Origin of the sequence: Phaeobacter piscinae (assembly GCF_002407245.1) — a bacterium.
In the GTDB taxonomy this organism is placed as follows: domain Bacteria; phylum Pseudomonadota; class Alphaproteobacteria; order Rhodobacterales; family Rhodobacteraceae; genus Phaeobacter; species Phaeobacter piscinae.
The window spans coordinates 3,533,609-3,550,658 of the sequence record NZ_CP010681.1 but is presented as its reverse complement, the minus strand read 5'-3'; the positions used below and the strand labels follow the sequence as shown (position 1 = coordinate 3,550,658).

The following is a 17,050-nucleotide window of genomic DNA, read 5'->3' as shown; positions in this document are numbered from 1 at the left end:
TCTGGTGGTCATGCACCCCAGTCTCCAAATCCAAACAACAAATAATCGCGCTGATACACCGACGCGATCTGTGCCTCCAGCTCGGCATCATAAATATCTGCCAGACTGTAGGGATGATCCATCTCCGGCGCAGCAGGCAAAACACTCTCTGACCCTCCAAGCCAACTGGCCAAATCCGGCAGCGTGAGCGCCAAATCTGCCTCCCGCAGGATCAGGTCAGGCGACTGGATCGTTGCGAACCCGGCAATCGTTTGTGCCTGCGTCGCCCAAGACGCATCGGTGCGAAACCCGGTCTGGCCCGCAAGATTGGCGCCAATCACCTCAATAAACTTCGCAAAGGCCGCACAGTGCTGGTCCCGCGTGTATGACCCATCTGCGGCATCTTTCGGCAGAGGCACCTTGAACTGATTGCGCATCAGATTGCGAATCTGGCGCAGCGATCCCGGCCCGGTGTCCAGAATACGGGTGCAGAAAACATGATGCAGGCGAGCGACGGGATGGCGCAGCACGGTCAGGCTGCGAAATCCGGGATGGCCCCGCTTCCACTGGCGCAGCTGTTTCTGGTTCATCCCCGAGATCAGCGCCTCTCCGCCATCGGGTTCCTGCCCGGCCATCCAGCCGCAGACAATATCAGTTGGCCCGCCACTGACCGGCAGAAACAGCAACGGCAGCTGTTGCCCGGCAACATATTCAGGGACCGCCGGCCCGCGCCGCGGTTCGAAATTCGGGGTACGCGACAGGTTGAACCGATCCAACCCTGCCATCGCGCGGTCCAACTCCTGCGGGTTGGCGACTTTCTCCTCAAGCGAGGCGGGGTTCTGCGGCTTGAGACTGTCATCAAGCCGGTCCAGCCGGGCCTCAATCCCCAGCCATTTGGCCAGACCATTGAGAACCTCCAGATCCTGCAGATCCTCATAGGCGACATAGAACGCCGTCTGCCCAGATTTCTGCAACCGGTTCAAAAGGGTAACCTGAAAGCTCTGCAGCTCTGCCACATGTCGCGCGAACTCTTCCGCATTGATCGTTGCCAACCCCGTTTTGCGACGTTTCACGTTTGTCAATTTCCACTGGCCGGTGTTCTGAGCGATCTGGTGGGAGACATAGCTGTCAGCCGGATTTCGGGTCAGGATAATCTTGGCGCAACGCGGATTGTCCAGGATCTGGTCCAGCACGCGCGGATCATGGTCATGGAAATAACGAAACCCGTTCAGCCCCCCCTCTGCACTGTGAAAACGGTTCAGAAACCCCAGTGCATCACCGTCACGCCGCTGCTGCGTCCACCCCAGCGTCGTCTCGCGGTTTGGGTAGCTGATAAAATGCGGGTTAAACGCCTCACCGTGGCAGGTGACTCCATCCAGCGCGTTCAGGTTGGCTTCAAGAAAATTCGAGCCGGTGCGCATTTCGGCAAACACAACGAAGTAATCAAAGTTCTGAGGCATGGTTCGTTACTGTACCAGATAAGGTTTGCGCGGCGTTTTGGGCATGTTCAACGGCCCTTGTTCCGCCGGAAAATCGCCCATCAGATAGGGGTGCATCCCCTGGTTCTTGAGGTTTTGCAGAAACTGGCCAAAACCCGCCAGATCCACCATTGTCGGCGCGGTATTCAGATGACGCTGCGCCTGCGCCCCAAATTCATCCAGGATGGTCTGGATCGGCTCCATCGGCGACTCGACAAATTCCGCCATCGACCAGATCCGCACCCGCGCCTTCACGTATTTGGAGCGGAGGATCTCAATATGCTTGGCCTCAATCTGCTGCAATCGCGCCGCCTCGCGTCGCAGGTCAGCGAAATTTCTGTTGGACCGGAACAGAGGCACCGCCCAGGCGCCGGAAATCACCGAGACCTGCGCATTGGGATCACGCGCCACCAGCCAGTTGATGGCCTGATTGTCCTGTGGCCCAAACTGAAAACACTGTCTCTCCCCGCGTGTGTTCCAGATCAGATTGGTCAGAAACCCCTTCGGATGGTAATCACGCAGCTTCGCACTATCGCTGAGACCGCCGTTGATCAGCGTCTGGCGATCGGCAAATTCAACGCTATCAGGTGCAAACAGATGCCCGTGTACCTTGGCGCCCGTTACCTGCGTAAGCCACTCCTCAAAATTCTCGAACAGCTCAGAAAATCCCTGAAACATCGAATAGGGATTGCAGGTAATGCCATTTTCCAGCCCGTTGGCGGGAAGTCGGCTTTGCATATACAATCCTGGACGTCCTCGGGTCCGGCGCTCAACCGCCTTAGCAAAAATCCGATCAATTTTGCCCGGATTGGGTTCACTGGTCTTCATCACATCCGGCCGATCCCCCAGAAACGTTGCATAAAGCCGGTCCGCATGAGGCCAGATCTTGCGCGCAACAAAACAATCCGAGCGGCGCAAAAGCTGAAGATGATCATCGTAGAAATTATGCGGTTTGCCCTGAAAATCAAACTTGGACAGAGTCAGGGACCGGCTTTCGATATTACCGGAATAGAGCCGCGCAAGCGTCTGGTAGTAACTTTCATCCGGGATCCAGACCTTGCGGAAATATCGGTCATACCGTGGCCGGTCCGGATCCTCCAAAATGGCCGACAGGGTCTGCCGCGTCAGGCACCACCACTGGCTGCCCATATGCGGGACCAACCCGTCGGGGATCTTGCGCCGGATGCCCAATTTGCGTTGCAGCGAGACGTATCTGTCAAAGAGATAGCGCCGTTTTTTCCATGAGAAGGGGAAGCGCAGTGTAAAACGCTCGACATCCAACCCCCCGACAATCCACGGCACATCAGCGGTGGTGGCGCTCTCGATAAAGTCAGTACGCGGTCGCGCGGCGAGATAGTCGACCAGATCTGCTATTGGCCGCAGCGGCAAGCAGGATCCGGAAGCCAGAAAAACATGTCGCACTGATGGGTATGTGGCCAACAGTAGCTCCGAAGCAGACTGCGACGCCGCGACAATTCCCCAAGTGCCCCATTCGCAGCGATGCCGGCGCGAAAACCGCACCATCGGGTCACCGGAGAACGCAGCCTTGAACGCCGCATACGTTGCCTGTGGGACCTTCCTGTCGACATGCAAAACAACAGGGCACCCCCCTGCCACCCAATGCCGGGCCACCTGTTCTGCACGATCCAGCGCCGTGTGGACCAGCATGACGATTCCGACAGCGCTCATGCCCAATTCCCCTTGGACATCAGGCCCAGAATCTCCAGCTGGCGCCAGTTGATATATTTCTCACTCCACTTGCACCAAAGCTCGGGCTGATCTTCGGCGACCTCAGCATAGGCTTTGTATTCGGCAGACCCGGCGTAGTGCTGCCCACGCAGCATCTCTTCCTCAGCTTTGGAGACAAACGTGTGCAGAAACTTGGTGTGCAAGAGCGCGCCGCTGGCCTTCTCACCGCCGTCGGTCTCATAGACCTGATTTAGGCCGCGCGGCAGCAGGGCATGGGTCGAGCTGACGTAGGTATAGCGCCGATCCCATTTTACCAGCGGGATCTTGTTCAAGGCTGGCGCCTTCTTCGGTTGATCCGAAAAGAACACCCGCGCCCGTGGACCCCCTTGTATCCAGAGGTTGCCATAGGTCGGATTGCGCTTGAACGAGTAATTGCCGCTATCGAACCAATTGGCGATCTCCAGCGGATCCTGCCCGGCGTGGTAGGACACAGCATCCAGCTTACCCTTGGGGTAAACATCAATCAGCATCGCGGAGAAGCTGCGGATAGCCGAACTGTCCAGCCAGTCCGTCAGCGCGCGCAGGGGTCGACTGTCGCAGAAAGGGTAGATGAACAGCTCATCCGGATCGACCACCAGAACCCAATGGCCATGAGCATAGCGTCGTTTCAAATGGTTCATCCAGTCAATGCCGAATCCAGCGCGCTTGTAGCTTGCCATAGTGTGCCAGACAGAGACATCCGGCATGCCGCGCAAATACTCGCGCGCGCCGTCCACCGATCCGTTGTCGACAATAAGGAAGTGATTGACGCCCAGTTTACGGTAGTAGTCGAGAAAATAGGGCAACCGGATCTGCTCATTGCGCAGGGTGGTTACCAGCAGGATATCGCCCGGCCGGATATTATCCGTCTGGTCCTGAACCGCTGACAGCTCGCGGGACTTGCGCATGGCACGCAGGATGCGACGTTTCCGCCGCAGCCGCATGCGATAAGACTCCCAAAGGCTCAAGACTGCTTCCATCCCCGGTTGCAAAGGTGCCATCTCGGACTGCCGTCAACCCGACTGCATCACCGCCAGCGACATTCCGCACAATATGCCATGTAAGCTATTTGGAAACAATGAATTTGGGATTGACGCTGTTGTTGCGAGATCATGTCCCTGAGTGGGTCACACATGCTCCAGGCAGGCCTCCAGGGCGGCCCGTTCCAGGCGATAGGCAAGGCTGTTTTGCTCACCATCCCGTTCGCCGCGCCATTGGCAGTAGGCGGCCATGCGCCAGTGGTACCAAGGTTTCAGCGACAGGTAGCGCGCGGTGATCTCCGGATCCGGATAGGCCGCAAGGAAGGTTGCCTCCTCTGCCCCTGTCAGGGGCGCACCACGATAGACCTGCTGCATTGCGGGAGACAGGAACAGCGCAAGATCCTCAGCCGGGTCTCCGATCTGCGGGCATTGCCAGTCGATCAGCGTCAGACAGCCGGCGGAGGCCACGATATTTCCGGGTACAGGATCGCCGTGGATCAACACCCTGCGCCCTGCTGCCGGTATCTGCCTGCCGGGCTCAAGCCGGTTCAGATCACCGGCATTGCCGCAATTGGCCAGAATGGACTGGGTCTGGTCTTTGATCGCCGCACTGCCGGACACACCTGCCGGCAAACCCGGTATCACGGGCTGTGCATGCAACCGGCCAAGTAGTGCCGCCACCTCTGCGCTGCCCGACGACCAGGTCACGCCCGGCGAGTGCCGGTATGCCAGCCAATCATGCCCCTCAAACTGACCGGATGTCAGCAGTTCTGGCACAAATGCTGTGCCATTCAGGGCCTGAAGCGCTGCGTATTCGCGTGCGGCATCATTGGCAAAGAGCGGGTTGGCATGACTGTCGCCATAGAGTTTCACCACAATCCCGCCCAAACGCCAGACACGGTTGGAGCGCCCCCCCAGAAGAGGTGTAGGTCTGGCATCGCTCACGCCGCAGTCCGACAGATATGCCAGAAAGCGGGCGATAAAATATGGCGACAGGTTTGGCAGGTCAGGCTCCGTGGTTTCGGCTCATGCTACCCACGAGCCAGGTCTCCGGTGCCCTTGTGCGTCAGACTGCGGGTGCCACAGGTTCGCGCAGCGCTGTCACCGATGATGCCAAGATCGCCGAGCCGCCTTCCAGGATCAAGGCCACTTCGTTGCCACGCATCTGGGTTTCTTTCACCCGGGTGTAGGTCTCCGCAGTATCGGAGAGGACAACTTCACCGTTTTTCTGGCTCTCCAGCGTGAAGCTGTAGCTGCCTGGATCAAACGCATATCCGTCGTCATCAATACCCTGCCACTGATAAGGTTCAGCCGAAACCGGAAGGCTGATTCTCTGCACCTCCTTGCCAGTGTCATCCTTGACCACCAGATGCACAGTGTCAGCGATCTGGGCCGGGTTCGGCGAGACGGTTACTGGGTTGGCCCCGTCAAAGTAGGCGGGTGCTGCCGACCGGGTTTCCATACCCACCCAGCCGGACATGGCAGCCATGTTTGCCAAACCCAACTGTGCTTGGATCCCCTCCAGAACCTCATTGCCCTGAACCTGTTGTTCAACCATTGAGAATTGCGCCAACTGCGCCGAGTATTCTGTTGAATCAATCGGTTCCAAAGGATCCTGATACCGCGCCTGTGCGGTAAGCATCTTCAGGAAGGTCTCAAAATCAGAGGCGATCCCTGTGGTTTTCTTTGGCTCAGCCGAGGCGGTCGACGCCGCTTGCTGTTGTTGCGATGCAGACGCACCCGTTACGCTCGTCGTCATAATCTCAAATCCTCATATCAAGCCCAACCTCACCGAGGTTGAGTGATTGCGTCATCGGTTCTGCAGGAAGGTCGGCCAGATCCTCATCACCAAGCCCGGCGGATCGGCCGGCTTGGGTATGCGCCTCGCCACGGCCACCGCTTTGATTCGAAGCTTCATCGCCCGAGAACTGGAACGAAATATCCTCAAACCCCATCCGCTTAAATTCATCCGCCAGCTCATTGATATGACGCCGCATCAGGTCACCAGTTTCAGCGCGCTCAGTCTGAATCATGACACTGACTCCCGTCTCGGTGACAGAGACGCGCATATTCACATGCCCCAGCTCCTTGGGATTGAGCGCAACATCGACGTTACGCTCTCCCTTCGTTGCCAGCGCTTCGGCCATCTGATTCGCGATCAGGCGGGGCGTTTCAGGTTTATGCACAGTCCCTGGACTTAGCGTTGCTTCTGTCAGCAGCTGTGACAGGCCAGGCAACTCAAACCCGCTGCTACCACCGGACACCGCGCTGCCGCCCACCTCCGCTGAGAGCGCCGGATCGATAGCAAGCGCCGAGGTAGATGTCGGCATAGCCGCGGAAAGAGCCCCTGCGCCGAGACCAAAGCTGGCAACCGAATATGTACCCTGAGGCAGTATCGCAGCGGTCTGCGTGGGCGTGGGTGAACGCATCTGTTCAACAGCTGTGCGCCGCGCCTCCAGGTTTTCCCGCACCGGCGAAGGCGTCCCCTCCAGCGGTGTCGGAGTGGCCGCCGTGTTCGCCTGTTGCACCGGTTGGGTTTGCCCCACCACCGACGGTTTCGCAGCGTCCTTCACCATCTCGGATTGCGCTGCCGCCGTTGCAGAAGCCGCGGCGGGTTTCACCTCTGGCTGAGTGCTTGTTGCAGGATTGGAGACGGCATCGGTTTGCACGATCCGACCTCTTGGCCCGAGTGGTGTAATGTTTGCCTGGGCCCCAGTTCTACGCCCATCCACAGCGACATCACGCGCCGCCTCGGCCTCAGCGGCTGCCGAATCGCTGCGCAGCCCCGGTGTTGATTGGCCTTCCGCATCTGCGACCAACTGCTGCGAGGGGCTGCCCGTTTCCGTAGACGCTTTTGGTGCATTGCCAGGGCTGCCCTTAGATCCATCGCTTTTTACCTCAGACGGCAAACCGACCTTTGCAGAGACCTCAGCAGCGGCCGCTGCATCAGTACCTGTACCCGGCGCCACAGCGGCACGATCCGGCGAACCCTCGGCAGATGAATTGACTTCACCCGCTGCCCCCGCGCCTTCAACATCTGGCTGAGGCAAAGCGGCGGACTGGCGTTCGGCGTTCTCCGCAGTTGCGCCATCGCGTCGACCGTTTTCAGTCAACTTTTGCGGGGTTACATTGACATTCAGCTGCGCGGGAATCGCCGGAACCTCAGGATCTGCTGCGGCCTCCTTGGCCGCCGCCTGATCCACTGCCTCTTGCGGAACCTCGCCCCTGGCCGCCTCAGCGTCACCATCCTGTGTTGTCTGATTTGTCTTTTCCGACGCACCCGCAGTGGTGGCCTGCTGTTCAGCAACCTCCTCTACCTGCGCTACGTCGCTTCCTGCGTCTTCTGACGAATTTGCAGTCTTTGCCATAACCGCGTCAAAGCTTGCGCCTTTACGCGATTTTGCCGATTCGCCTTGCTGGATCTTCTCCGATCCCTGAGCGCCACCAGAGGTGGGGCTTGTAACTGCGTTGATAAACATTGGCTTCCAGACATTCTATCTCGATGCCAACACCATAACGCCAATCGGTTACGGCAATTTTAACCGATCATCCGCCAAAATAGAAAAAATCGAAGCAATTTCGACATCTCAGAACGAGGTACATCATGGAACCGATTGCTCAACTTCCGGCGATGCAGCGTCCAGCTGCCATCACCCCCCCGCCACAAGATCCGCTGCGCAAGGCCGCACAGGAACTTGAGGCGACTTTCCTTACAGAAATGTTGAAATCCGCCGGTCTTGGCGAAAGTCGCGAGACAATGGGCGGCGGCGCTGGTGAGGACCAGTTTTCCAGTTTTCTGGTGCGCGCGCAGGCGGAGCAAATCACCAAAGCGGGCGGCGTCGGCTTGGCAGAATCACTTTATCACGCATTGAAAGAGGCACAGGACAATGACTGAACAAACACCGCAACAGCTGATCGAAGAACTTGATACCCTCCTGGATGCTGAGCGCGCGGCGCTGGTGAGTGGCAATCTGCAGGAGCTGGAACCTCTGCTTGCCAAGAAGGAGGCGATCATAACGACACTTAATACGACCGCTGATCTGGAGCGTGAAGCGCTGGAACATGTTCAGGGCAAAGTGTCTCGCAATCAGGTTCTGCTGGACAGCGCCATGGAAGGCATCCGAGCGGTCGCGACCCGGATGGCGGAACTGAGACGTGTGCGCAAGGGGCTCGATGTCTATGATCAGTCAGGCCGCAAAACCCGCTTTGCAACCGGTGGCACGCCCAGCCTGGAGAAACGCGCATAACCAACCCAATTTAGAGAAAATTCTAGCAATGGAATTTCCGGCATTAGCACTCCTTTAGCACATAGTAGGCCAATGTCACTTTGCACCTTCAACAGAGGGTGGCGCGGAAGCCGGACGGCGGAACGCATGGTCAGAAAGACGTCAGAGAGCGCCCTTCGGGGCAGGGAAACCAGAGGTCAAAACGCCTCGAATCAAAGGAATACATGCTATGTCCAGCATTCTGACTAACAATGGCGCAATGGTTGCACTGCAGACTCTGCAGTCCGTGAACAACAACCTTGACGACACCCAGAGCCAGATCTCCACCGGTAAACGGATCGGTTCGGCCAAGGACAACGCCGCGGTTTGGGCGATCTCCAAAACCATGGACTCTGATATTTCCGGCTATAAGTCGGTTCAGGAGTCTCTGGGCGTTGGCGAAGCGACTGTTGCCGTGGCTCTGTCCGGTGCCGAGCAGATCGTTGAAACTCTGACCGAGATGAAGCAGCTGGCGATTTCCGCAAACTCGGAGAACGTTGACCACGCAAAGATCCAGGATAGCATCGCCAAGAAAGCAGCACAGATTGAATCCATCATCGATTCAGCTGAATTCAACGGTGCAAACCTGCTTGATGACAACGTCACTACATCGCTGACCGTTCTGGGTGGCCTGGATCCATCTGCGGATGCCATCACCGTGACCGCGATCGACTCTGCGACAAATATCAGTACCGCCGGGATCACCGCAATTTCTGACGTTGCAACTGCTTCGACTGCTCTGACCGAGATCGAGACCATGCTCGGTAACGCCATCGATGCAGCAGCCCAGCTGGGTGCGGATTCCAACCGACTGTCTGACCAAGGCATGTTTGTATCGAAACTCTCCGACTCCCTGACGATGGGTGTCAGCACGATGACCGACACGAATATGGAAGAATCTTCTGCGAGGCTTAAAGCCCTTCAAACTCAGCAACAGTTGGCGGTGCAATCCCTGTCGATTGCAAACCAGGCGCCGCAAACCCTGATGCAGCTGTTCCGTTAATAGCAGCTTGACTAGGGGCGTCGTCAGGCGCCCCTGGTTCCCTATCGCAGAGAATCTGTAGATTACATGTTAGGATAACACGTGAATGCCCTTCTAAAGGCGAAGAGCGCCTATTCGGCGGCAAAGGCCCCGACTCGAACTGCAAAAAACCTCGAATACGAAGTCATCGCCCGCGTAACCCGTCGCATCGTCGCCGCAGCCCAAAAAGGTAAGCCAGGCTTTACCGAACTTGCCGCAGCGCTGACCGACAATCGCAAACTCTGGTCGATCTTTTCCGTCGAAGTTGCCAGTCCTGGAAATCCTCTCCCGGACGAATTGAAAGCTCAGCTGCTCTCGCTTGGGGAATTCACCCATCAACACACCAGCAAAGTCCTGGCCCGCAAAGCGGATGTACGACTTCTGGTGGAAATCAACACGGCCATCATGCGTGGCCTTCGCAGCGGAGCGTCCTGAATATGAGCGGATTGGTCCTGAAACTTGCCCCGAAAGAGCGGGTATTGGTGAACGGTGCAGTGATTGAAAACGGAGATCGCCGTAGTCGATTGTCCATCGTAACCCCGGATGCAAATATCCTGCGGCTACGTGATGCCATCCACCCGGAAGAAGCAAATACTCCTGTACGCCGGGTATGTTACGCGGCCCAGTTGGTACTGTCTGGCGATGTCGATGGCGAGGAGGATCGCCTTCAGATGCTACGCCGAATCGAGGAACTGAGCCAGGTGTTCACGGACCCTGACAGTCGTGCATCCCTGGCAGAGGCCACCGATGCCGTCCTCTCCGACAATCACTATCGATGCTTGAAAGCGTTGCGCACTTTGTTGCCACGTGAGGATCGGTTGATGGCCGTACGCCCATCATGAGTTCTCAGCCGACTGTGTGGCAAAGCTGCACTGTCGGCTGGAATTATTCCGCGCTCAAGGAACCTGGACATTACCTGTCGCGGTAACCTTATATTTATAAAGAAAAATTGACGAAATTCGGCCACTGAAGACTCCTCTCCGATAACTGCGGAAAGTGCCTTCGCTGCGCTGCCGTGCTTCACGGTTCCGTTTTGGATTGCCGCCTTCAGGTCGGTAAGCTCATTCTGAAATGCGTTCCGCATCAACCATGCCGACAACACGCCTCACCAAATTGTGGGGTGGGCGGCAGCGATGTTGACTTAGGCGCAGGTGCCCGAGCCGGGTATCGAAATCCCTGGCGCGCACATCACGCTTTCGGCGTTACAAGTCCATCGGTCCAACCAACACCAACGAAGCAATCACCTTGCGATTCTTTGGGGATAGAGCCATTCGGCATGAGGAGACGTCCTCGAGGCCACAATCTCCTTTCAGCAACAGTGCAGGAGCTGCCTCCAGCGTGACGAATTGCGCAGGCCCGCAGGTTCAAATGTATCGACCCTACAATTTTACCGGTAGTCCGCACCATATCGATGGGATAGAATTTTTCCCAACCCATCACAATATGACCACCTCAATGAACGCCTCAGCGCCTACTATACCTACTTCACGGAAAAGCGTTTGATTTGTTTCAGGCTTGCCTGCCACTACACAGCAGACTTACCGGATCGCCACTGCTCGACGCATCATCAGCATCAGGCGGTTAAAACTGCTTTGCACACCTTCAGGATCTGACCTGCCAAAAAACGAATCCAACTCTGGCCAGAGTTTCACAGCCTGATCCAGGGTCACATCATTGCCTTCGGAATACAGGCCCGCGCGGATCATAACCTCAGATTGTTCGTAAGCACCGAGATATTTCCGAACGTCCAGGATGGCTGAATTTTCATCCGCTGTAGCAGCCGCAGGCAGGCTTCTGGAAACCGATCGCGAGACATCTACAGCCGGGAATCGCCCTCGTTCCGCAATCTCACGGTTGAGCACGATATGTCCGTCCAGAACGCCGCGCAGGATATCAGCGATCGGCTCATCCATATCGGAACCTGCGACGAGCACGCTGAAAATAGCGGTGATGTCGCCTTGGTCGCCACTGCCGGGACCCGCACGCTCACAGAGACCGGTAATCAAGGGTGTCACCGAGGGCGGGTATCCGCGCAGGGCCGGCGCTTCGCCAGATGAAACGGCGATCTCGCGATGTGCTTCAGCGAATCGGGTCACCGAATCTGCTAGGAACAGCACATTTTTTCCCTGATCGCGGAAATGCTCTGCCACGGCCATTGCCGACCAAGCGCATCGGCGGCGCACCAGCGCTGATTGGTCTGATGTGGCGGCGATGACAACTGCACGCCGCATTCCTTCGTCGCCCAAGACATCCTTTACGAAGTGGTTGACCTCACGTCCGCGCTCCCCGATCAGCGCGATAACCACGACATCAGCCTCCATATTCTGTGCCAGCGTGGCCAACAGCGTCGATTTCCCCACACCTGACCCAGCAAAAAGACCGACACGCTGTCCTTTTACGATCGGCAGGATTGTGTTGAAAACCGCGAGACCTGTTGCGAGTCGCTCTCCCATCGGACGGCGTGAGGCGGCTTTTGGTGGCTCGGCCATCAAATCCCGCGTCGCCTCGCCACGCATCATCGGCCGCCCGTCCAGAGGTGCACCAAAGGGATCGATCACGCGTCCGATCCAACTGTCAGCCGGGGCGAAATCCGGTGTAGGGTGCAATAGAACGGCATCCCCGACGGCGACGCGATCCGGCGCTTTATCTGGTAACATGCTGACTTCACTACCAGAAATTCGCATAACCTCACCTTCCAATGGATCGCTCCCCGCCCGACGAAGAATCAACCGATCCCCGATACGTGCCTGGCCATTCAACCCCGACACCGTGATCGCGCCACCTGAAATTTCGGACACGCGACCTACGGCTGACGACAGCTTCTTGTTCGCCAAATCCTGGGTCAATGCGTTGAGGGCTGAGATCATGTTCTGGTGTCTCCAACTGTTCCTGAAAACAATTTCTAAAGGAATCAGGGTTAAGCCTTGATTGAAATTGATCGAGGGAGAAGCCCCGGTGTTTAAAGAACTGAACGTCTTTAAGATTGCCTACTCAATGGCCACCCATGCAGGGAAGCGCCAGGCCTTGGTGTCGCAGAACATCGCCAATGCCGATACACCTGGCTATCACGCCAAGGACATTAAGCCTTTCAAAGAAGTCTATGCGCAAGGGCCCCGCGCGGGTGATATGATCGCCAGCCGATCCAACCATCTGCATGGCACCGCCGGCTCCGGCATGGACTGGGCTGTCACGACAACGCGCGGCGGCGGTGATCCTAATGACAACACCGTCTCGATCGAAGGCGAGATCCTGAAGGGGGTTGAGGTCAAGCGACAGCATGACCGTGCATTGGCGATCTACAAATCTTCGATGAACGTGTTGCGCAGCAGCCTTGGCCGGAACTGAGAAGGTTAGAACATGAGCGAATTTTCCAAATCCCTCTCTGTCTCTGCAAGCGCATTGAAAGCCCAGGCGAGCCGCCTGCGTCATGTGTCGGAGAATATATCCAACGCAGATACCCCCGGGTATCGCCGCAAGACCGTCCCCTTTGAAGCGGTGCGCGATCTGCGCTCCGATGTTGAGAAGGTAGAGGTTGGTCCTGTACGTCTGGACCGATCAGATCTGGAGCAGGTTTTTGACCCCTCTCACCCGCTGGCTGACGAGAGCGGCCATTATGAAGGATCGAATGTAGACCTGATGATTGAGATCGCCGACGCCCGCGAGGCTCAGCGCAGCTACGAGGCCAACCTCAAAATGTTCGAACAGGGGCGGCAAATGTCGTCATCACTGATGGACCTGTTGCGCAGATAACACCGAGATTTACTGAAACACACTGACATACTTGGAGATCCAGAATGGATATTCGCAGTCTTTCCGCCACCACTGGCTACGCCGCCGCACGCCCCGCGACTAAGGTCGATCCGGAGCACATGCCCAGCAGCGCTGAGGCCAAGATCAAAGCCAGTTTTGAGGAATTCGCCGGCACACTGCAGCAAAGCGAGCAAGTTTCAGTCACCGCAATGACAGGCAATGGCGACCCTCACGCGCTGGTTCAAGCATTGGCCCAGACCGAACTTGCGGTGGAAACCGCAGTGACAGTCCGCAACAAGGTAGTGGAAGCCTACCAGGAAATTCTGCGGATGCCGGTATAAGCCCATGATGAGCGATGGGCTTTTCTACGACACTCTGCGCCAGGCTCTCTGGGCAGCCGTAATGATGTCGACACCGATTTTGCTGGTTGCGTTGGTTGTTGGTCTCGCCATCGGCCTGTTTCAGGCCCTGACATCGGTGCAGGAAATGACCCTGACCTTTGTACCTAAGCTTACTGCTATTCTTGTCGTTTTTTGGATGACCATGGGTTTCATGACGCAGACCTTGGTTGCCTTTTTTGATGGGCACGTCGTGCCGCTGATCTCAGGAGGTCTGTAATGGGAGACACCGGTTACACCACCCTGTCCCGCCAATCCGGTCTGATGCGCGAAATGCGCGTGGTCGCAAATAATATCGCCAACTCAGCCACCACCGGATACCGGGCCGAAGGGGTTATTTTTTCCGAATTTATTCAATCCGCTCCCGGTCAGGAATCCCTGTCGATGGGGCGGGCAAATATCCGCAACACCTCAATGGCCCAGGGGGCCCTGACCCAATCGGGCGGTGACCTGGATCTTGCCATTGAAGGCGATGGGTATTTCATGGTCGAAACCCCAATGGGTGAGCGGCTGACGCGGTCGGGCGCGTTTTCCACCAACGCCCAAGGTGACCTGGTCACCATGGACGGTCATCGGGTCCTGGATGCCGGTCGCGCGCCTGTGTTCATTCCTGGCGATGCCAAATCAATCAAATTCGGCGCCGACGGCACACTGAGCGCAGATGGACGAGCGCTCGGGCAAATCGGTATTTTTAAGCCGGAAGAGAATTATCAGATGGTCCGCGAAGACGGGGTTATGTTCCGCGTCGATGGCGAAATCGAAGGCGCTGGCGAAGCCCGCGTGCTCCAGGGTTTTCTGGAGGGATCCAACGTCAATGCCATCTCCCAACTGGCACGAATGGTCGAAATTCAACGCGCCTATGAAATGGGCCAGAGCTTTCTCGAGACCGAAGACGAACGTGTCCGCAATGCCATCAAAAACCTGACGAAGTCGTAGGAGTAAGCCCATGCGCGCCCTGAAGATCGCCGCAACCGGAATGACCGCGCAGCAGCTGCGCGTTGAGACAATTTCAAACAACCTCGCGAATATGAACACTACGGGCTATAACGCTCGGCGTGCGGAATTTGCGGATCTGCATTATCAACAGGTTACGCGGGCCGGCACGGTAAATGCCTCCGACGGAACGGTGCTGCCCACTGGTGTGCAGGTGGGCCTTGGCGTCCGTGCCTCTGCCATCTCCATTCATCTGGCGCAGGGGGCCCTGACACAGACCGGGAATGATCTGGACGTTGCCATCGACGGCAAAGGCTATCTTGAGGTCACACTCCCCTCCGGGCAGTCCGCCTATACCCGAGACGGGGCGCTGAAACGGTCGGCCGAAGGTCTGGTTGTCACCTCCGACGGTTTCACTGTCTCCCCGGATATCACCATCCCCAGCGACGCGCGCAATGTCTCGATCAATGCCGATGGTGAGGTCTACGCCTATTTTGACGAAACCGCCGAAGGGCAGCTGATGGGACAGCTGACGCTGGCTGGGTTCTCCAACCCCAAAGGCCTGGAAGCCCTGGGTAGCAATCTTTTTGTGGAGACCGAAGCCTCGGGTGCGGCCACCGTTGCCTCTCCCGGTGAGAATGGCCTCGGCACCCTGCGTCAGGGCTATCTGGAGGCCAGCTCGGTGGATGCCGTCCGCGAGGTCACGGAACTGATCGAAGCCCAGCGCGGCTATGAAATGAATGCCAAGGTCATCTCTGCCGTCGATCAGATGATGGGCGCAACCACGCAGGTACGCTAATGAACCGGATCCTCGCCATTGTTATGCTGTTCTGTGCCCAGCCCGCCTGGGCCGACATCCTGGTCCCGGTGCGAACCATCCGGGCCAAGGAAATCGTGACGGCCGAGGATCTGGTTCTGAAGCAGGCCGAGGTGCTGGGCGCGATCTCCGATCCGTCTTTGGTAATTGGCCAAGAAGCCCGCGTGGCGCTTTATGCAGGGCGGCCCGTGCGCCCGGGCGATGTTGGCCCGCCAGCCATCGTCGAGCGCAACGACTTGGTCACCATTCGGTTCAAACGTGGTGGTCTGACCATTCTGGCCGAGGGCCGTTCGCTTGGTCGCGGTGCTGATGGCGAAGCAATCCGCGTCATGAACTTATCGTCACGCACGACCATCAGCGGGCGTATCGCCGCAGATGGAACAGTTGAGGTAAACTGATGAAAAATAAAACCCTTTTGGCGAATTCGGCCCTTGCGGCTATGATCACGCTGAGCGCCTGCGGACGACTGGATCATGTTGGCAAACCACCGACATTCAGCCCCGCAAGTGAATCTCCTGAACATGTCGCTATGCTGTTTCAGGGCTTGCCTGTAAACACGCAGACCCAACGCCCGGTTGATCAGGCGTCCCTCTGGAGCGGATCGCGTCAGTCTCTGCTGGGGGATCGTCGGGCAACCAAACAGGGTGACATCCTGACCGTCGTTATCGAAATCGACGAAGAGGCAGAAATCTCCAACGATACCAAGCGGTCGCGCTCCGGCTCCGAAAGTCTGGCGGTTCCGCAACTGCTCGGTCTGCCCCAGCGATTAGATCGGAAACTGCCCGAAGGGGCGTCGATGGCTGATGCCGTTGATATCGGCAGCAGCAGCAGCTCCGGCGGCAAAGGTTCTGTGAAGCGCAGCGAGAAACTGGAACTGCGAGTCGCCGCAACCGTGGTGGATGTGTTGCCAAACGGTGTACTGTCGATCAGCGGCACACAAGAGCTGCGCGTCAACTTCGAGATGCGCGAATTGTTGGTGACAGGCTACGTGCGCCCCGACGATATTAGCCGCCAGAATGAGATCACCTATGACAAGATCGCCTCCGCGCGGGTCTCATACGGTGGCCGCGGCCAAATCACCGATGTTCAACAACCCCGTTACGGCCAGCAGGTGCTGGACGTGATCCTGCCATTCTGAGGCCTGCATATGTTGTCAAAACTACTGCCCGTCATTCTGCTCCTTGTAGGGACCGCCGGTGGAATCGGCGCGGGGGTCATGCTGGCCCCGGCCCCCGCCCCGGAAGAGCACGCCGAGGACAGCGGCGAGCACGCCGAAGAAATCACCCCTGAACTGCCGGGCGAAGAGGAAGAGCAGCGCGAATACATCAAGATGGCGAATCAATTCGTCGTTCCAGTTGTCGAGCGTGAACAGCTCTCCTCACTGGTGGTGATCTCTCTCAGCCTGGAAACCAAGGCCGGGATGAACGAGAAAATCCACGCCTACGAGCCAAAGCTGCGGGATGTCTTCCTGCAAGTGCTGTTCGATCACGCCAATATGGGCGGTTTTCGCGGTGCCTTCACCCGGTCGGACATGTTGACGCCCCTGCGAACCGCTCTGCGCGAAGCTGCACAGAAGCAACTGGGCAAGGATATTTATGATGTGCTGATCGTGGAAATGTCACGACAAGATGTCTGAAGCTCGGTTCTACATCAACGAAAAGGCCGGTTCAGATGAACCGGCCTTTTTTGATACAAACATGT

21 protein-coding genes are annotated in these 17,050 nt (G+C 57.4%); 14 read left to right on the top strand and 7 right to left on the bottom strand.

Features of this window, described 5'->3' with window-relative positions; genetic code table 11:
- Positions 1-8 precede the first annotated feature (8 nt).
- The 6 genes from phaeop14_RS16875 to fliK form a co-directional block, all read right to left on the bottom strand.
- Positions 9-1,439 carry a nodulation protein NodH gene (locus phaeop14_RS16875; protein ID WP_096790164.1) on the bottom strand — a complete coding sequence of 477 codons (1,431 nt, stop codon included), beginning with the start codon at positions 1,437-1,439 and terminating at the stop codon, positions 9-11.
- Between the two features lie 6 nt (positions 1,440-1,445).
- A complete protein-coding gene (locus tag phaeop14_RS16870) occupies positions 1,446-3,146 on the bottom strand; it encodes a DUF5927 domain-containing protein (RefSeq protein ID WP_040179069.1) in 1,701 nt (566 codons plus the stop codon).
- Complete coding sequence (locus tag phaeop14_RS16865) at positions 3,143-4,129, bottom strand: glycosyltransferase family 2 protein (RefSeq protein ID WP_096790163.1); 987 nt, start codon at positions 4,127-4,129, stop codon at positions 3,143-3,145. The genes phaeop14_RS16870 and phaeop14_RS16865 overlap by 4 nt, the downstream gene beginning before the upstream one ends.
- A gap of 183 nt (positions 4,130-4,312) precedes the next feature.
- Positions 4,313-5,161 (bottom strand): phosphotransferase family protein, encoded by an 849-nt coding sequence (locus phaeop14_RS16860; protein WP_420874971.1) that lies wholly within the window; start codon positions 5,159-5,161, stop codon positions 4,313-4,315.
- Between the two features lie 70 nt (positions 5,162-5,231).
- Complete coding sequence (locus tag phaeop14_RS16855) at positions 5,232-5,924, bottom strand: flagellar hook capping FlgD N-terminal domain-containing protein (protein WP_040175009.1); 693 nt, start codon at positions 5,922-5,924, stop codon at positions 5,232-5,234.
- 4 nt (positions 5,925-5,928) lie between these two features.
- Positions 5,929-7,533, bottom strand: a complete 1,605-nt coding sequence (fliK, locus tag phaeop14_RS16850; protein WP_244905784.1) for a flagellar hook-length control protein FliK — start codon at positions 7,531-7,533, stop codon at positions 5,929-5,931.
- Positions 7,534-7,769: 236 nt separating this feature from the next.
- Here fliK and phaeop14_RS16845 point away from each other — a divergent pair, with 236 nt between their 5' ends.
- The 5 genes from phaeop14_RS16845 to flbT all read left to right on the top strand — a co-directional run bounded on the left by phaeop14_RS16845 (position 7,770) and on the right by flbT (position 10,293).
- On the top strand, positions 7,770-8,060 hold the full coding sequence (locus phaeop14_RS16845) for a rod-binding protein (RefSeq protein ID WP_040179059.1): 291 nt from the start codon (positions 7,770-7,772) through the stop codon (positions 8,058-8,060).
- On the top strand, positions 8,053-8,412 hold the full coding sequence (gene flgN / locus phaeop14_RS16840; protein ID WP_040175017.1) for a flagellar export chaperone FlgN: 360 nt from the start codon (positions 8,053-8,055) through the stop codon (positions 8,410-8,412). Before phaeop14_RS16845 ends, flgN begins: the two co-directional genes overlap by 8 nt.
- Before the next feature lie 208 nt (positions 8,413-8,620).
- The gene (locus tag phaeop14_RS16835; RefSeq protein ID WP_040175019.1) at positions 8,621-9,433 is read left to right on the top strand and encodes a flagellin N-terminal helical domain-containing protein; all 813 of its coding nucleotides are present in this window, start codon (positions 8,621-8,623) and stop codon (positions 9,431-9,433) included.
- A gap of 81 nt (positions 9,434-9,514) precedes the next feature.
- On the top strand, positions 9,515-9,886 hold the full coding sequence (flaF, locus tag phaeop14_RS16830; RefSeq protein WP_040175021.1) for a flagellar biosynthesis regulator FlaF: 372 nt from the start codon (positions 9,515-9,517) through the stop codon (positions 9,884-9,886).
- Between the two features lie 2 nt (positions 9,887-9,888).
- Positions 9,889-10,293 (top strand): flagellar biosynthesis repressor FlbT, encoded by a 405-nt coding sequence (gene flbT, locus phaeop14_RS16825; RefSeq protein WP_014876468.1) that lies wholly within the window; start codon positions 9,889-9,891, stop codon positions 10,291-10,293.
- Positions 10,294-10,989: 696 nt separating this feature from the next.
- Here the strand turns inward: flbT and phaeop14_RS16820 are convergent.
- Positions 10,990-12,318, bottom strand: coding sequence for a FliI/YscN family ATPase (locus tag phaeop14_RS16820; RefSeq protein WP_096790160.1), 1,329 nt, complete (start codon positions 12,316-12,318; stop codon positions 10,990-10,992).
- A gap of 88 nt (positions 12,319-12,406) precedes the next feature.
- Between phaeop14_RS16820 and phaeop14_RS16815 the strand changes: the two genes are divergently transcribed.
- The 9 genes from phaeop14_RS16815 to phaeop14_RS16775 are packed head-to-tail and all read left to right on the top strand — an operon-like array spanning position 12,407 to position 16,985.
- Positions 12,407-12,796, top strand: coding sequence for a FlgB family protein (locus phaeop14_RS16815; RefSeq protein WP_040175301.1), 390 nt, complete (start codon positions 12,407-12,409; stop codon positions 12,794-12,796).
- 12 nt (positions 12,797-12,808) lie between these two features.
- Positions 12,809-13,201: a flagellar basal body rod protein FlgC gene (gene flgC / locus phaeop14_RS16810; protein ID WP_014876465.1), complete on the top strand. Its 393-nt coding sequence runs from the start codon at positions 12,809-12,811 to the stop codon at positions 13,199-13,201.
- 44 nt (positions 13,202-13,245) lie between these two features.
- Complete coding sequence (fliE, locus tag phaeop14_RS16805) at positions 13,246-13,542, top strand: flagellar hook-basal body complex protein FliE (RefSeq protein ID WP_014876464.1); 297 nt, start codon at positions 13,246-13,248, stop codon at positions 13,540-13,542.
- Positions 13,543-13,546: 4 nt separating this feature from the next.
- The gene (locus phaeop14_RS16800) at positions 13,547-13,819 is read left to right on the top strand and encodes a flagellar biosynthetic protein FliQ (protein WP_040175025.1); all 273 of its coding nucleotides are present in this window, start codon (positions 13,547-13,549) and stop codon (positions 13,817-13,819) included.
- A complete protein-coding gene (locus phaeop14_RS16795; RefSeq protein ID WP_040175026.1) occupies positions 13,819-14,535 on the top strand; it encodes a flagellar hook-basal body complex protein in 717 nt (238 codons plus the stop codon). The genes phaeop14_RS16800 and phaeop14_RS16795 overlap by 1 nt, the downstream gene beginning before the upstream one ends.
- Positions 14,536-14,545: 10 nt before the next feature.
- On the top strand, positions 14,546-15,331 hold the full coding sequence (gene flgG, locus phaeop14_RS16790; protein WP_024098951.1) for a flagellar basal-body rod protein FlgG: 786 nt from the start codon (positions 14,546-14,548) through the stop codon (positions 15,329-15,331).
- The gene (flgA, locus tag phaeop14_RS16785; protein ID WP_040179057.1) at positions 15,331-15,747 is read left to right on the top strand and encodes a flagellar basal body P-ring formation chaperone FlgA; all 417 of its coding nucleotides are present in this window, start codon (positions 15,331-15,333) and stop codon (positions 15,745-15,747) included. The genes flgG and flgA overlap by 1 nt, the downstream gene beginning before the upstream one ends.
- On the top strand, positions 15,747-16,487 hold the full coding sequence (flgH, locus tag phaeop14_RS16780) for a flagellar basal body L-ring protein FlgH (protein WP_040175032.1): 741 nt from the start codon (positions 15,747-15,749) through the stop codon (positions 16,485-16,487). The genes flgA and flgH overlap by 1 nt, the downstream gene beginning before the upstream one ends.
- A 9-nt stretch (positions 16,488-16,496) precedes the next feature.
- The gene (locus tag phaeop14_RS16775) at positions 16,497-16,985 is read left to right on the top strand and encodes a flagellar basal body-associated FliL family protein (RefSeq protein ID WP_024098949.1); all 489 of its coding nucleotides are present in this window, start codon (positions 16,497-16,499) and stop codon (positions 16,983-16,985) included.
- Positions 16,986-17,050: the final 65 nt, after the last annotated feature.

What these genes read in the sequence shown, in the direction of transcription:
- phaeop14_RS16875 (WP_096790164.1), bottom strand. Translation starts at nt 1,439, where the DNA reads ATGCCTCAGAACTTTGATTACTTCGTTGTGTTTGCCGAAATGCGCACC.
- phaeop14_RS16870 (WP_040179069.1), bottom strand. Translation starts at nt 3,146, where the DNA reads ATGAGCGCTGTCGGAATCGTCATGCTGGTCCACACGGCGCTGGATCGT.
- phaeop14_RS16865 (WP_096790163.1), bottom strand. Translation starts at nt 4,129, where the DNA reads ATGCGGCTGCGGCGGAAACGTCGCATCCTGCGTGCCATGCGCAAGTCC.
- phaeop14_RS16855 (WP_040175009.1), bottom strand. Translation starts at nt 5,924, where the DNA reads ATGACGACGAGCGTAACGGGTGCGTCTGCATCGCAACAACAGCAAGCG.
- fliK (WP_244905784.1), bottom strand. Translation starts at nt 7,533, where the DNA reads ATGGCAAAGACTGCAAATTCGTCAGAAGACGCAGGAAGCGACGTAGCG.
- phaeop14_RS16845 (WP_040179059.1), top strand. Translation starts at nt 7,770, where the DNA reads ATGGAACCGATTGCTCAACTTCCGGCGATGCAGCGTCCAGCTGCCATC.
- flgN (WP_040175017.1), top strand. Translation starts at nt 8,053, where the DNA reads ATGACTGAACAAACACCGCAACAGCTGATCGAAGAACTTGATACCCTC.
- phaeop14_RS16835 (WP_040175019.1), top strand. Translation starts at nt 8,621, where the DNA reads ATGTCCAGCATTCTGACTAACAATGGCGCAATGGTTGCACTGCAGACT.
- flbT (WP_014876468.1), top strand. Translation starts at nt 9,889, where the DNA reads ATGAGCGGATTGGTCCTGAAACTTGCCCCGAAAGAGCGGGTATTGGTG.
- phaeop14_RS16820 (WP_096790160.1), bottom strand. Translation starts at nt 12,318, where the DNA reads ATGATCTCAGCCCTCAACGCATTGACCCAGGATTTGGCGAACAAGAAG.
- flgC (WP_014876465.1), top strand. Translation starts at nt 12,809, where the DNA reads ATGAGCGAATTTTCCAAATCCCTCTCTGTCTCTGCAAGCGCATTGAAA.
- fliE (WP_014876464.1), top strand. Translation starts at nt 13,246, where the DNA reads ATGGATATTCGCAGTCTTTCCGCCACCACTGGCTACGCCGCCGCACGC.
- phaeop14_RS16800 (WP_040175025.1), top strand. Translation starts at nt 13,547, where the DNA reads ATGATGAGCGATGGGCTTTTCTACGACACTCTGCGCCAGGCTCTCTGG.
- phaeop14_RS16795 (WP_040175026.1), top strand. Translation starts at nt 13,819, where the DNA reads ATGGGAGACACCGGTTACACCACCCTGTCCCGCCAATCCGGTCTGATG.
- flgG (WP_024098951.1), top strand. Translation starts at nt 14,546, where the DNA reads ATGCGCGCCCTGAAGATCGCCGCAACCGGAATGACCGCGCAGCAGCTG.
- flgA (WP_040179057.1), top strand. Translation starts at nt 15,331, where the DNA reads ATGAACCGGATCCTCGCCATTGTTATGCTGTTCTGTGCCCAGCCCGCC.
- flgH (WP_040175032.1), top strand. Translation starts at nt 15,747, where the DNA reads ATGAAAAATAAAACCCTTTTGGCGAATTCGGCCCTTGCGGCTATGATC.
- phaeop14_RS16775 (WP_024098949.1), top strand. Translation starts at nt 16,497, where the DNA reads ATGTTGTCAAAACTACTGCCCGTCATTCTGCTCCTTGTAGGGACCGCC.